The organism is Mucilaginibacter sp. P5_A6 (assembly GCF_056400585.1).
In genome coordinates this window covers 221,476-235,693 of the sequence record NZ_JBFUKZ010000007.1, presented here as the reverse complement: position 1 = coordinate 235,693, position 14,218 = coordinate 221,476, and the positions used below count along the sequence as shown (strand labels likewise).

General features: G+C 42.8%; 11 protein-coding genes. 7 read left to right on the top strand and 4 right to left on the bottom strand.

Going from position 1 to position 14,218, the window contains the following annotated elements; translation table 11 throughout:
• Positions 1 to 16: 16 nt before the first annotated feature.
• Positions 17 to 607, top strand: a complete 591-nt coding sequence (locus AC1DO4_RS10115) for a DUF502 domain-containing protein (protein WP_477415390.1) — start codon at positions 17 to 19, stop codon at positions 605 to 607.
• Here the strand turns inward: AC1DO4_RS10115 and AC1DO4_RS10110 are convergent.
• Positions 604 to 1,857, bottom strand: a complete 1,254-nt coding sequence (locus AC1DO4_RS10110; RefSeq protein ID WP_477415388.1) for a TCR/Tet family MFS transporter — start codon at positions 1,855 to 1,857, stop codon at positions 604 to 606. The two genes, AC1DO4_RS10115 and AC1DO4_RS10110, sit on opposite strands and share 4 nt — an antisense overlap.
• Positions 1,858 to 1,942: 85 nt before the next feature.
• Entirely contained in the window at positions 1,943 to 3,169 is a 1,227-nt protein-coding gene (locus AC1DO4_RS10105) for a TCR/Tet family MFS transporter (RefSeq protein WP_477415386.1), read from the bottom strand.
• Positions 3,170 to 3,348: 179 nt separating this feature from the next.
• Here AC1DO4_RS10105 and AC1DO4_RS10100 point away from each other — a divergent pair, with 179 nt between their 5' ends.
• Positions 3,349 to 4,533 carry an acetyltransferase domain-containing protein gene (locus AC1DO4_RS10100; protein WP_477415384.1) on the top strand — a complete coding sequence of 395 codons (1,185 nt, stop codon included), beginning with the start codon at positions 3,349 to 3,351 and terminating at the stop codon, positions 4,531 to 4,533.
• Positions 4,534 to 4,618: 85 nt separating this feature from the next.
• Here the strand turns inward: AC1DO4_RS10100 and AC1DO4_RS10095 are convergent, their stop codons facing one another.
• Both AC1DO4_RS10095 and AC1DO4_RS10090 read right to left on the bottom strand, forming a co-directional pair.
• Positions 4,619 to 5,326, bottom strand: a complete 708-nt coding sequence (locus AC1DO4_RS10095) for an LOG family protein (protein WP_477407003.1) — start codon at positions 5,324 to 5,326, stop codon at positions 4,619 to 4,621.
• Positions 5,327 to 5,492: 166 nt separating this feature from the next.
• Positions 5,493 to 6,986 (bottom strand): sodium:solute symporter, encoded by a 1,494-nt coding sequence (locus tag AC1DO4_RS10090; protein ID WP_477415381.1) that lies wholly within the window; start codon positions 6,984 to 6,986, stop codon positions 5,493 to 5,495.
• Between the two features lie 236 nt (positions 6,987 to 7,222).
• Between AC1DO4_RS10090 and AC1DO4_RS10085 the strand changes: the two genes are divergently transcribed.
• The 5 genes from AC1DO4_RS10085 (at position 7,223) to AC1DO4_RS10065 (ending at position 14,192) form a co-directional block, all read left to right on the top strand.
• On the top strand, positions 7,223 to 9,643 hold the full coding sequence (locus AC1DO4_RS10085; protein WP_477415379.1) for an ABC transporter permease: 2,421 nt from the start codon (positions 7,223 to 7,225) through the stop codon (positions 9,641 to 9,643).
• A gap of 195 nt (positions 9,644 to 9,838) precedes the next feature.
• Positions 9,839 to 10,171 (top strand): L-rhamnose mutarotase, encoded by a 333-nt coding sequence (locus AC1DO4_RS10080; protein WP_477415377.1) that lies wholly within the window; start codon positions 9,839 to 9,841, stop codon positions 10,169 to 10,171.
• Positions 10,172 to 10,207: 36 nt separating this feature from the next.
• Positions 10,208 to 11,557, top strand: a complete 1,350-nt coding sequence (locus AC1DO4_RS10075; protein WP_477415375.1) for an alpha-L-fucosidase — start codon at positions 10,208 to 10,210, stop codon at positions 11,555 to 11,557.
• Positions 11,558 to 11,588: 31 nt separating this feature from the next.
• On the top strand, positions 11,589 to 13,247 hold the full coding sequence (locus AC1DO4_RS10070; protein ID WP_477403583.1) for a UxaA family hydrolase: 1,659 nt from the start codon (positions 11,589 to 11,591) through the stop codon (positions 13,245 to 13,247).
• A gap of 180 nt (positions 13,248 to 13,427) precedes the next feature.
• Entirely contained in the window at positions 13,428 to 14,192 is a 765-nt protein-coding gene (locus AC1DO4_RS10065; RefSeq protein WP_477415372.1) for an SDR family NAD(P)-dependent oxidoreductase, read from the top strand.
• Positions 14,193 to 14,218: the final 26 nt, after the last annotated feature.

The window sequence follows — 14,218 nt, the reverse complement described above, 5'->3', positions numbered from 1 at the left end:
AAATAATGAGGCATTTATGAACAGATTTGCGCGGGTTTTAGTCACATATTTTGCAAAGGGATTATTGGTGGTTGTGCCCATAGGTGCAGCAATTTTTTTGATGTACTGGGGGGTATCAACAATTGATAAAGCATTAAATTTAAGCGATCTGTTGGTTGATAAATCTGGAAAGCACCTTTACATTCCCGGCCTGGGTATTTTAAATGTGGTGGTTGTGATCATGGTGGCTGGCATACTGGTTACCAACGTAATTACCGATCCTATAAAACGATGGTTTAAACGCTGGTTTAACCGTTTGCCCATTTTCGCGTTCCTGTACTCATCGATAAAAGACCTGACCGAAGCTTTTGTTGGCGAAGAAAAGAAATTTAACGAACCTGTTTTGGTTGAAATAAATGAATTTGGCCTTAAAAAAATTGGATTCTTGGTTCAAAAGGATCTTTCGGTTTTAGGTTTACCTGGCGAGGTGGCTGTATATTTTCCGTATTCCTATTCGTTTGCCGGGCAGGTGATTATTATAGATGCCAGCAAGGTAAAACCCATTGATAAAAGCGCTGCCGACATAATGAAATTTGTGATATCGGGCGGGGTAAGCGGGTTGGATTAGGCGGTTTTTACTGTTGTTGCCTTTGCAGCAGGCACTTTCTTAAAACTCCTTATCGCCAGGAATACACTGATCAGCATTAAAACCGCCCCAAGGATATATGGTGCGCCCGGAAAGTATATACTTATACCACGGTGTGTAAACAGGTGGAATACCGAACTCATCAGCAAAGGCCCGATAATGACCGCCATACTGGTTAAACTGGTTAATGAGCCTTGCAGTTCGCCCTGCTCTTTAGGGGATACTGTGCCCGTGATAAGCCCCTGTAAGGCCGGTCCGGAAATGCCGCCAAGGCAGTAAGGGATCATATACAGGTACATCATCCAGCCCCGGCTTACAAAAGCGATAAGGGTTAAGCCGATGGTATAAAACAGCAAGCCGGCTACTATATTTTTTTCCTGCCCAAATTTGGGTATGGTCCATCTTATCAATCCACCTTGTATGGCTACCAGTACCACGCCAATAAAGATACCCAGAGTTCCGATGCTGGGTAGCGTCCAGTTAAACTTCTCTATTAAAAAAAAGGATAGCACATATTCAACAGCTTTTTGTGCCACATAAACCAATGCAAATGCCCCAACCAATCCACTAAGGGCAGGGTATTTGGTAAGGCTGCGCAATGAACTTATGGGGTTTGATTTTTTCCACTCAAACCTGCGCCTGTTTTTAAGGCTTAATGACTCCGGCAGTACAAAGTATCCGTAACCGGCATTAACCAAGGCAAAAGCCGCCGCCGCCATGAAGGGGAGTTTAACATTTAGTTCGCCTAGGTATGCACCCAAACCAATACCTAAAATGAAGCCCAGACCCGATGCTGCGCCAACTAAACCAAAATTAGCCGCACGGTTTTTTCCCGTGCTGATATCGGCAATGTAGGCGGTTGCTGTTGAGGTACTTGCGCCGGTAATGCCTGCTATGGTTCGCCCAAGAAAAAGCCAGCCTATGGTAGGGGCAAAGGCCATAAAAATATAATCGATACCAAAACCAAGTAATGAACTTAACAATATGGGCCGCCGGCCATACTGGTCGCTCAAATTACCCAATATCGACGAGAACAGAAACTGCATGGAAGCATACGTGAAGGTTAAATAACCACTATATTGGGTAGCCGTGCTTACATCCACATGCCCCAAAGTTTCCAGTAACTTAGGCATTACAGGAATAATAACTCCTAAACCAAGCACATCAATAAACAGCGTAACAAATATAAAGCCCAGCGCCGCCGATTGCTTTTTTTTAGGTTTTTCAGTCATTAATTTGATAAATGAATATTCGTTATAAAAGTTTTAGAATAAGTATAATAAATTGGTTACAAATGGGTAATTATGATATTTAGTATTAAGGTGACTTCTTTTTAAAACTCCTGATAGCCAATAATGCACTCACCAGCATCAGTAAGGCACCCAATATAAATGGTGCGCCGGGCAAATAAAGGTGATTTTTAAAATTGGTAAAATAATAAAACAGGGTAGTCATTATCCAGGGGCCAAATATAGAGCTTAAGCTCATGAGGCTGGTTAAGCCACCCTGCAATTCGCCCTGTTCATTGGCGGGTACCTGGTTGGTCATTAAACCCTGCAGGGCAGGGCCTGCAATACCGCCCAGCGCATAAGGAATCATAAACACAAACATCATCCAGCTTTGGGTAGCGAAGGCAAATAGTATCAACCCAAAGCTATAAAATAATAAACCTGTCCAGATGCTGCGTTCCAGACCTAATTTAGGTAAAGCAATACGGATAAGCCCGCCCTGTACCAGGGCTATCATCAGGCCGACAAAACCTAATGAGTATCCAATCAAATCCTCGCTCCATTTAAATCTTTCAATGGTAAAAAATGTCCATATACTTTGAACCGATTGGGCAGCAAAGTAAAGTAGGAACAAAGAGACGGCCAGGCCGATAACCGATGGGTATTTCCTAAGCTGTAATAATGACCCAAGCGGGTTAGCTCTTTTCCACTGAAATGGGCGGCGATGTTCAATTGAAAGTGATTCGGGCAGGATGAAAAATCCATAGGCCGCGTTTAACAATGCCAGCCCAGCGGCAGCAAAAAAAGGATAATGAACATTCCATTTACCCAAAATTCCGCCTAATACAGGACCGATAATAAAGCCGATACCGAAGGCAACCCCGATGAGCCCGAAATTTTGAGCCCGTTTTTCTGGCGTGCTGACATCTGCGATGTATGCCGAAGCCGTAGTAAAGCTTGCCCCCGTGATCCCAGCAATGGTTCGGCCTACAAATAACCAGCCTATAGATGGGGCAAAGGCGAGGAAAAGATAATCTACCCCAAAACCTAAAAGCGAGATTAGCAAAATTGGCCTGCGCCCATATTTATCGCTAAGGTTTCCAATAGCAGGCGAAAACATGAATTGCATTACAGAATAGGCCAGCAACATCAACCCCGAATACAGTGAAGCTTCGCTTAAAGTACCATGTATAAGTTTTTTTATCAGCGCGGGCATTACGGGTATAATGATGCCAAAACCAATAACATCTATCAGCATGGTAATAAAAATAAAGCCTAATGCAGCCTGTGGTTTAAGTTTGGCAGGTTGATCCATAGCCGCAAAATAACGATAAATTGTTACCGGGAGGATAATAACTTTCAGAAAAATCAGGCCCCGCAGATAAAGAATACCTATTTCCAAGTTTCAAAATCATTGCTATTTTTTTTATGTTTGAAAAGTTTTGGCAAATCATAATGCCTTGAAATGATTAACCTTTACCTCAATACCTTTCAATGACAACAACTATTAAAAACAGGATAACATCTATTGATTTTCTTCGCGGTACCATCATGATCATCATGGCGCTTGATCATGTAAGGGATTACCTGTATTACGGCTCGTTTTTGTTTGATCCGCTCGACCTGGAAAAAACCACCGGCGCATTATTTTTTACCCGGTGGATAACGCATTTTTGTGCACCTATATTTATGTTGCTTGCCGGCACATCGGCATTTTTAATGAGCCGGAAGAAAAGCAAAGCAGAATTATCGGTTTTCCTTTTAAAGCGCGGCCTTTGGCTGGTGTTTCTTGAACTTGTTGTAGTAAATTTTGGTTGGAATTTTAATATTGCCTTCCCGATGCTTTTGTTTATTACTATTTGGGCATTGGGGATAAGTATGATCGTACTTGCAGCGTTGATTCACCTCCCCAAAAAGCTGATCCTCGGTTTTTGTATCATCCTTATATTCGGTCACAATTTGTTTGATGGGTTTCATGTAAATGGCAATACATTACCGGCGTTTGGCTGGTCGTTACTGCACGAGCAGCGCCCTTTTATGTGGCACCATGAACTTCTTTTAATCGGCTATCCTATAGTTCCGCTGGTTGCTATTATGCCCCTGGGTTATTGTATGGGCGAGCTGTATGCCCCGGGATTTGATGTGGAGAAAAGAAAAAAGATTCTCTTTATAATGGGTGCTTCGGCCATTGTGTTGTTTATACTGCTCAGGTTTAGCAATGTATACGGCGACCCTGTAAAATGGAGCGTTCAAAAAAATGCCTTTTTTACTTTCCTGTCGTTTATTAAAGTGAATAAATATCCACCCTCGCTGTTATATGTTTTAATAACACTTGGCACGGCCTTTTTATTCCTGGCATTTACAGAAAAATTGCAAAACGCAGTTGTTAAAGCTGTATCGGTTTACGGCAGGGTACCTATGTTTTATTACCTCATCCATATTTACATCATTCACTTAATAGCTTTGGTGGCATCCGCGTTAACTCCCGGGCAAAACTGGAAAATCTGGATCCTTGATCAGCCGATATGGTTTACAACAAGCCTGAAAGGGTACGGGTTTTCGTTACCGGTTGCCTACCTGGTATGGTTTATTATTGTGGCTGCATTATACCCCTTATGTAAACGTTATGATGCCTACAAACAGGCCCATAAAGAAAAATGGTGGCTAAGTTATTTGTAGCCGCTTATGGGCTGGGGCATTAGGTAAAAAGTATTGCATAAAAAATGCCGCCTTTTCTGTGGCGGCATTTTTTATGCGGATAATTTTAAAAGTTCGGTTTCAACACGTATTTGTTGTAGAAACGTGTAATGTGTTCAACAGCTTCTTCGGCTGTATCAACCACGCGGTAAAGCATCAGGTCGTCGGAGTTGATGGTGTGCTGGTCGTTCAGCATTTTTTCCTCAATCCAGCTAAACAGGCCTTTCCAGTAATCAATGCCAACAAATATGATCGGGAACCGGGCAATTTTACCGGTTTGTATCAGCGTCATGGCTTCAAACGATTCGTCCATTGTGCCAAAACCACCGGGCAATATGATAAAGCCCTGCGAGTATTTCATAAACATTACCTTACGGATAAAGAAGTAATCAAACTCCATAATCTTATCCCGGTCGATATATTTATTGTGGAATTGCTCAAAAGGAAGCTCGATGTTTAAACCCACCGATTTACCCCCGTTTTCATAAGCGCCTTTATTAGCCGCTTCCATAATACCTGGGCCGCCGCCGGATATTACACCATAGCCATGCTCGGTTAGCAGGCGTGCGGTTTCTTCGGCCAGTTTATAGTACTTATTGTCGTTATGGGTACGTGCCGATCCGAATATAGATACACAGGGGCCAATTTTTGCCAGTTTTTCAAAGCCGTCAACAAATTCGGCCATTATTTTAAATATCTGCCAGGAATCGGTAACCTTAATTTCCTGCCAGTTTTTGTTCTCAAATGCTTGTCTTATTTTATCGTCTCCGGTCATATCGTTTGTTTTGTAGTCCTTGTAGTCCGAAAGTCGGGAAAGTCCGAAAGTCCGGAAGTTGTTTTTTATTTTTAGTCCGGAAGTCCGAAAGACGGGAAGTCCGGAAGATGTTTATTTCAATGATAATGTATTATTATTACTTATAAGCTGTGTGTCTTAAATACTTTCAGACTTTCAGACTTTCCGTCTTCCGGTCTTTCGGACTCGAGCTCAGCAATAAGCCGACAAATGTAATTAATCCGTTTACAATGATAAGCTCATTGCTAAAAACATATCCGCCTAAAAGTGTTTTTGATTCGGCGTTTAAAAAGTAACAGATGGCAGGCGATGCCATGCAAATAAACGGTACCAGTTTATCCTTAACCTGCCTGTTGCCCACAAATAACCCAAACGAATAAAGCCCCAATAATGGCCCGTAAGTATAGGAGGCTACAGCGAATATGGCGCTCACCACAGCCTCGTTGTTGATGGCATTAAATATAATGATGGTTAAAAACATGAGCCCCGAAAAGGCGATGTGTACCGTATGCCTGGTACCAACCTTCTTTTTGCTGTTCAAATCCTGACTTTTGTTAAAGCCTAAAAAATCAACACAAAATGAAGTGGTGAGCGCCGTTAGGGCCGAATCGGTTGTGGCAAATGTAGCGGCTGTAAGCCCAAGCATGAAAACCATGGCCGGTACAATGCCTAAGTATTGCAGGGCGATGGTAGGGTACAGGTAATCGGTTTTATCTACATGAATGCCGTATTTGTTGGCATATAGCCAAAGCAAAGCGCCCACGCTTAAAAAGAAAATATTGATAACAACAAACACCGCCGTAAAGCTGAACATGTTTTTTTGCGCTTCTTTTATGTTTTTAAGGCTAAGATTTTTCTGCATCAGGTCCTGGTCAAGCCCCGTCATGCCCACGGTGATAAACAATCCCCCTAAAAACGCTTTGGTAAAATGGAATTTACTGCTCAAAAAGTCATTAAAGAAAAATATTTTAGAGTAGCTACTGTTTTTGATGGCATCGGCAGCCTCAAAAATGTTCATGTGCAGGCTGTCGCAAATAAAGTAGATGGATAAAAAAACCGACAGCACCAGGAAAAAGGTTTGCAAACTATCAGTAATGATAATAGTTTTTAATCCCCCTTTAAAGGTGTACGACCAGATAAGCGCCAAACAAATGAGCACCGTTACGGCGAAAGGAATATGATAACTATCAAAAATGAATTTCTGCAATACAATCACCACCAAATAAAGCCTGAAAGCCGAACCAATAACCCGGCTAATGAGGAAGATGCCGGCAGCGGTTTTATAGCTCCAGGTGCCTAAAGCGCCCTCAATATAACTATAAATAGAGGTAAGCTTTAGCCTATAGTAAAGGGGGAGCAATACCGTTGCAATGATAATAAAGCCCGCGGCATTACCCAGCACAAACTGGAAATAGGAAAACTGATCGCCGGATGGGGCACCTACTTTGCCCGGTACGGAAATGAAAGTTACCCCACTCAAGGCAGTACCTATCATCCCGAAGGCAACCAGGTACCATTTAGAATTTCGGTTGGCCACAAAAAAGGTATCATTATCTGATGCCTTGCGCGATGTAAGCCACGAGATAACCAGTAATACCGCAAAATAACCGATGATAAAAGAAAGTAATACTCCGGGAGACATATGTTTTATTTATTCCGAAAAAGCCAAAGTTGGGCAATTCGGGTTGTTTTTTTTAAAGGTGCTTATAATATGCAAAATACACAAGTAGGAGGAGATGATTGGGGGAGAAATTGTGATTCTGGAATGAAGGGTTCAGTAAAACAATTAAAAAATGTCATGATAAGTACCGGATACGTATGCAGCGACGACTTGTTATATTTTTCCTATATTGAGCCTTCAAACGCTAAATATTTATCATGATCCGTAACGTCCTACTGGTTATCTACCGCAATCTTGTTAGAAACAAAGTTTATGCCTTTATTAATATAACGGGTTTGGCGCTGGGCATGGCAGCGTTTATATTGATTTATGCCTATGTAAATTTCGAGAAAAGTTTTGACAGGCAACACCCGGATGCCGCCAATATTTACCGTGTTGAAAGCCAGTTTTACAAGGGCGATAATTTAACCGATAGCTGGCCAACCAGTACCAATGGCTACGCCCCCGCCATGAAGGCCAACTTTCCCGAAATTGCATCATATACCCGCATTAACTGGAACAATTCCGAGCGGGTTGCAAAATATAACAACATCAAGTTTCGTGAACAGCATGTTTGCTTTGCCGATAGTAATTTCTTTAGCTTTTTTGCATATCCTTTATTAAAAGGCGATAGGTTAACAGCGCTTAACCAAATTAATTCTGTAGTTATCTCTGAGTCGGCAGCTAAAAAGTATTTTGGCAATGCCGATGCCATGGGCAGGGTTGTAGATATAAGCACCCTTGATAATACGCTGCATTGTATGGTTACAGGGGTGTTTAAGGATCTGCCTGTAAACTCAACCATGCGGTTCAGCATGCTGGTATCATGGGCCAATACCTCTGAATTTGCCAAAAACTTTTGGTATCAGCATGAAAGCTACACTTTTGTGAAACTGAAACCAGGTGCCAATATCCCGGTGCTGGAAGCAAAGTTCCCGGCGCTGGCCGAGCGTTATAAAACCGGCCCGTCTTTAAAAGAATTGAAATGGGCTATACATTTGGTGCCGCTAATCCAGGTTCATTTAAACCCCGCAAAACCTTACGAAATAGAAGTAAAAGGCAACCGGTTTGCTGTCGGCTTTTTAAGCATCATAGCGTATGTTATCCTGTTGATAGCTTGTATCAATTATATCAACCTGGCAACCACCAAATCGGTCGACCGGGCCCGTGAGGTTGGCATCCGTAAAGTAAGCGGCGCCCATGCATCTCAATTGATCACCCAGTTTGTTACCGAATCGTTAATTATTAATCTTGCTGCGCTATTTATAGCAATTACCCTGGTGATAGTTGCCCGCTATAGCTTAGTACATTATTTGTACAGTGAAGGCAGTTATGGTTTACTATTCAACAACGCGTTGTATTTAAAAATAGCAGCGGTGTTTGCCGGCAGCATTTTGCTTTCGGGCATTTACCCGGCCACTGTTTTAGCAAGAATGAAACCCATAGCTGTGCTTAAAGGCCGGTTTGCATTCTCCAAAAGCGGCGTGTTGTTACGCAGGGGAATGGTAGCCTTCCAGTTTATGGCATCGGTGCTGCTTATAGCAGGCACATTTGCGGTTTACAGGCAAATTGTTTACATGAGTACCCAAAATACCGGGGTAAATATCAACCAGACCATCGTTGTAAAAGCACCTGTAAATACACCAGATTACAGGCAAAAAATAGCTGCTTTTAAAAATACATTATTGGGCTTTGCCGGGGTGAAGGCCGTAACCATATCGGGAGCTGTACCGGGCAAAGAAGTGGGCATGTTTTTAGCCAACAGGCGTTTTGGAGCGCCAAAATCAGAAGAACGTACTTACGAAATGCTTAAGGTTGATCATGATTTTATGCGGGCTTATAATATGCAGTTGGTAGCAGGCAGGGCTTTTGATAAAAGCCGCCCGGCAGATTCAACCGGTGTGGTGATGAATGAGTCGGCAGTGAGACAGTTTGGTTTTGCATCGGCAGAGGAGGCCGTTGGTCAGAAAGTGTGGATTGAAACCATTGATAACCATCCCGAAGAAATTATTGGGGTGATAAAAGATTATCACCAGCAATCGCTGCAACAAAAATATACCCCGCTTATACTTTTCATGGATCCGTCCTTGTCATGGATCCCCGCAAGCTATTTTTCCATAAAAGTAAGCCAGGGCAACATGCCCCAAATGGTTGATAATATTAAAAACACCTGGAACAATACTTTCTCCGAATCATCATTTGATTTCTTTTTCCTGGATGACTTTTATAACCGCCAGTACCGGCAGGATATCCAATTTGGCCATTTGTTTACACTGTTCTCTTCATTAGCCATATTTATTGCCTGTATAGGTCTGTTTGGTTTAACTGCCTATTCTGCCGCCCGTCGTACCCGGGAAATAGGAGTGCGTAAGGTTTTGGGGGCATCGGTACAAAATATTATATCCTTGCTCACCTGGGATTTGGTAAAACTTATCCTTATATCAAGCTTAATTGCCCTTCCGTTGGCTTACCTGTTCATTAATCAATGGTTAAACGGTTATGCTTTCAGGGTTAAGCTTACCTGGTGGCAATTTGTACTGCCTGCATTTGCATTGGTTATAATGGCGGTGGCTACTACATTTTACTTAACTTTTAAGGCGGCGCTAACTAATCCTGCTACAACATTGAGGAATGAGTAAAGACCTCATCCAACCCTTTTTTAAGGTGAGGCTTTTGATTTGCATGTTTATTTTAACTTAAATTTGGCGGATTTGTTAGAATCCTTTTTTTCGTGAGGCATATGCCAAAAAAGCTGAATGTTTTGGCCATTTTCTGTTAATTTTTTACCTGTAAACCTTATTTCTTTGTATTGCCAATGTAATGCTTTTAAAATTATGGGTCACAGATATTGTTTAACGCTTGATTTGGTTGATGATGCCAACCTGATTGCCGAATACGAGAAATACCATCAAATCATCTGGCCCGAAATTCATAAAAGTATTACCGACTACGGTATTACCAGTATGGAAATTTACCGTTTTGACGTAAGATTGTTTATGATCATGGAGACAGATGATAGTTTTAGCTTTGAAAAGAAGGCTGCCGCTGATGCTGCCAATGCCAAAGTGCAGGAATGGGAAACCCTGATGTGGAAATATCAGCAACCTGTAAAAGGTGCGCTCAAAGACGAGAAGTGGGTTTTAATGGATAAAATATTTTCGCTTTAAATTATTGCCAATTACACAACTAAACATACACATCTCATGCTAAAAAAACTGCAATTATTAGTAATGCTGGCGCTTATAACCGCATCCTCGGTATCGGCCCAAAAAATGATAGGTAATGAAACCGACGCCCAAAAGGATAAACGTATGGAGTGGTGGAAAGACAGCCGCTTCGGAATGTTTATTCACTGGGGCTTATATTCGGGCGCAGCGAGGCATGAGTGGGTAAAGCATAATGAAAAGATTGATAATGCAGGTTACCAAAAATATTTCGACCAGTTTAACCCGGATTATTTCGATCCGCAGAAATGGGCCCGCCAGGCAAAGGCTGCAGGTATGAAATACGCGGTGCTTACCACAAAACATCACGAAGGTTTTTGCCTTTTCGATTCAAAATATACTGATTATAAAGCGCCAAACACCAAAGCCAAACGTGACCTGGTACGTGAATATGTAAATGCCTTCAGAGGTCAGGGGCTGAAAGTAGGTTTTTATTATTCACTGTTAGATTGGCATCACCCTGATTATACTATTGACGAGATTCACCCGCAATCACCTGCTGATAAAAGCGATGCCTCCTATGCTAAGCTGAATAAAGGCCGCGATATGGCCAAATACAGGCAGTACATGCGTAACCAGATCACCGAGTTGTTAACTAATTACGGTAAAATTGATATTCTTTGGTTGGATTTCTCATTCCCGCGCAAGGATGGACATGGTAAGGGAAAAGATGAATGGGGAGCTGTTGAATTGTTAAAACTCATCAGGAAATTACAGCCGGGTATCATTGTTGATAACCGCCTTAACCTGGAAGAATATAAAGATGGCGCCGATTTTGAAACCCCGGAACAGGTAAGCACTGCCGAACTGGCCAAATACCGCGGCAAAACCTGGGAAACCTGCCAGACTTTTTCGGGCTCATGGGGATATTACCGCGATGAGAATACCTGGAAAAGTCACCGTCAGTTGCTTGATCTGTTGATTACTTCGGTAAGCAATGGTGGTAACCTCATCCTGAATGTTGGCCCTACCGCACGCGGCGAATTTGATTACAGGGCAACAAGGGCGCTGGATAGCCTGAGCCATTGGATGCATGCCAATGATAAGTCAATTTACAACTGTACCTACGCACCCGATACTTATAAAGTACCCGAAGGCACCAAACTTACCTATAACAAAACAACCAAACGTTTATATGTACAGTTGTTTGATTATCCAAAAGGAAAGCTAATTTTGCCCGGCTATAAAGGAAAGGTGAAATACGTGCAGTTTTTAAATGATCACTCCGAGCTGTTGTTCAAACCCTCGGGATCGGATGACCTGGAAGTAACCCTTCCGGCTAAGCCTGATTACGAGATCCCTGTTATTGAACTAACGCTCAATAATTAAGATAAAGATTAAGACAAAGGAGTTTGATATAATGTCGCAAAAAGAAACATTTTTAAAAATTCACCCGCATGACAATGTGCTGGTAGCCCTGCAAAACCTGGAGCAGGGAACTATAATAGACTTTGAAGGGTCAACCTTTCCGTTGGTTGATCGTGTGGCTGCCAAGCATAAGTTCGCCATAAACGAATTAGTGCAGGGAGCCGAAATTTATATGTACGGCGTACTGGTTGGTAAAGCCACCAGTACTATACCAAAAGGAGGTGTACTTACCACTGCCAACGTACACCATGCTTCAGACAGCTTTCGGTTAGGCGAGCGTAAATTAAACTGGCATCAACCAGATACCGGTAATTTTAACGGCAAAACCTTTATGGGCTATCACCGCACCGATGGCTCGGTTGGTACGGCCAACTACTGGATAGTAGTTCCGCTTGTATTTTGCGAGAACCGCAACATCCAGGTATTAAAGGAGGCCTTGGTTGATAAGCTGGGCTATAAAAAAGCTAAAAGTTATGAAGGGGATGTTGAGCAATTGATGGAGCTTTACCGGGCAGGGAAATCTGTTGAGGAAATATTGAATGCCGATATACAGGCAAGCATTGATAAGCCAAACTCAAAACGGTTGTTCAAAAATATTGATGGAATAAAATTTTTAAACCACAGCATGGGCTGCGGCGGCACCAAGGATGATTCTGTTGCGCTGTGCGGGTTGATAGCCGGTTATATAACCCATCCAAATGTTGCAGGGGCAACAGTGTTAAGCCTGGGTTGCCAGCATGCGCAGGTGAGCATATTACAGGCCGAAATTGCTAAACGCGATCCTGCTTTTAATAAACCAATGGTGGTGCTGGAGCAGCAAAAAGTAGGTACCGAAAGCGAATTGTTACAACAAGCTTTGAAACAAACATTTGCAGGGTTGGTACAGGCCAATCAAAACCAGCGTGTGCCTGCACCGCTTTCAAAATTATGTATTGGTTTGGAATGCGGTGGGTCTGACGGTTTCTCTGGTATTTCGGCTAACCCTGCTTTGGGTTATGTATCTGATCTACTGGTTACTATGGGTGGTTCGGTAATTTTATCTGAGTTTCCCGAGCTTTGCGGGGTGGAACAGGAGCTGAGCGACCGTTGTACTGATGAGGATATGGCCAATCGTTTTATGCATTTAATGACCACCTATAACGCACGTGCCGAGGCCGATGGTTCGGGCTTTTATGCCAACCCTTCGCCGGGTAATGTACGGGATGGGTTGATAACCGATGCCATTAAATCGGCAGGAGCAGCAAAAAAAGGTGGCACATCGCCGGTAACCGCGGTTTTGGATTATCCAGAAAAGGTAACCAAGCCGGGATTGAACCTGTTATGTACACCCGGCAGCGATGTGGAAAGTACTACGGCCGAAGTAGGGTCTGGTGCTAATGTGGTATTATTTACCACCGGTTTGGGTACCCCAACAGGTAACCCGATTACCCCGGTGATCAAGTTATCAACTAATACTGTTATGTTTGAGCGCATGCCCGATATAATTGATATCAACTGCGGTACCATTATAGAGGGAAATGAAACCATTGAGCAGGCAGGCGAGCGCATTTTAAATTACGTGATACAGGTTGCCAGCGGCGAAGCCGAACCAAAATCGGTAAAGCTTGGCCAGGATGATTTTATACCATGGAAGAGGGGAGTGTCGTTATAAGTGCCTCACCCAACCCTCTCCAAAAAAGAGAGCTTTAAAAAATTGGCAATATAAATTTGTCATGCTGAACGAAGCGAAGCATCTGTTCGCCACTATGCACATTAATTATGCATAGTCCGCTGATAGAATCTCGTTCCTCAGGATGACCGTGAATATGAAGAGATAAATGTTAAACCCAATATGTTTAAACTAACTAATAAATCAGTAGTAATAACCGGCGGCGGCAGTGGGATAGGTAGGGCAATGTCTGTACTTTTTGCGCAGCAGGGCGCTACTGTGCACATCATCGAACTAAATGATAAAGCTGCAGCCGATACAGTAAGCGAAATTGAAGCTGCAGCCGGTAAAGCCAAAGGCTATGCCTGCGATGTAAGCAACCAGCAGCAGGTTTTGGATACTTTTACACAGATAGGGGCAATTGACATTTTAATTAATAACGCAGGTATAGCGCATATTGGCCGCGCGGATACCACCAGCACTGCCGACTTTGAGAAAGTGTTTAATGTGAACGTAAAAGGCGCATACAATTGCCTTTACGCTGTTATCCCGATGTTAAAAGCAAATGGCGGCGGGGTTATACTAAATACTGCATCAATTGCAGCCAGCGTTGGCATTACCGATAGGTTTGCCTACTCGATGAGTAAAGGTGCTATTCATGCCATGACGCTATCTGTTGCGCGCGATTTTCTGCATGATAATATCAGGTGTAATTGTATTTCGCCGGCACGGATCCATACCCCTTTTGTAGATGGCTTTATTGCTAAGAACTATGCCGGGCAGGAAGCTGAGATTTTTGAGAAACTTTCAAAAAGTCAGCCAATTGGCAGGATGGGTAAATCTGAAGAAGTAGCTGCATTGGCACTTTATTTATGCTCAGAAGAAGCCGGATTTATAACCGGGACGGATTACCCAATCGATGGCGGATTTATCACCCTAAACAATTAAAAGACAGACATTAACAACATCAAAAT

What these genes read in the sequence shown, in the direction of transcription:
- AC1DO4_RS10085 (WP_477415379.1), top strand. Translation starts at nt 7,223, where the DNA reads ATGATCCGTAACGTCCTACTGGTTATCTACCGCAATCTTGTTAGAAAC.
- AC1DO4_RS10100 (WP_477415384.1), top strand. Translation starts at nt 3,349, where the DNA reads ATGACAACAACTATTAAAAACAGGATAACATCTATTGATTTTCTTCGC.
- AC1DO4_RS10105 (WP_477415386.1), bottom strand. Translation starts at nt 3,169, where the DNA reads ATGGATCAACCTGCCAAACTTAAACCACAGGCTGCATTAGGCTTTATT.
- AC1DO4_RS10070 (WP_477403583.1), top strand. Translation starts at nt 11,589, where the DNA reads ATGTCGCAAAAAGAAACATTTTTAAAAATTCACCCGCATGACAATGTG.
- AC1DO4_RS10110 (WP_477415388.1), bottom strand. Translation starts at nt 1,857, where the DNA reads ATGACTGAAAAACCTAAAAAAAAGCAATCGGCGGCGCTGGGCTTTATA.
- AC1DO4_RS10075 (WP_477415375.1), top strand. Translation starts at nt 10,208, where the DNA reads ATGCTAAAAAAACTGCAATTATTAGTAATGCTGGCGCTTATAACCGCA.
- AC1DO4_RS10090 (WP_477415381.1), bottom strand. Translation starts at nt 6,986, where the DNA reads ATGTCTCCCGGAGTATTACTTTCTTTTATCATCGGTTATTTTGCGGTA.
- AC1DO4_RS10095 (WP_477407003.1), bottom strand. Translation starts at nt 5,326, where the DNA reads ATGACCGGAGACGATAAAATAAGACAAGCATTTGAGAACAAAAACTGG.
- AC1DO4_RS10115 (WP_477415390.1), top strand. Translation starts at nt 17, where the DNA reads ATGAACAGATTTGCGCGGGTTTTAGTCACATATTTTGCAAAGGGATTA.
- AC1DO4_RS10080 (WP_477415377.1), top strand. Translation starts at nt 9,839, where the DNA reads ATGGGTCACAGATATTGTTTAACGCTTGATTTGGTTGATGATGCCAAC.
- AC1DO4_RS10065 (WP_477415372.1), top strand. Translation starts at nt 13,428, where the DNA reads ATGTTTAAACTAACTAATAAATCAGTAGTAATAACCGGCGGCGGCAGT.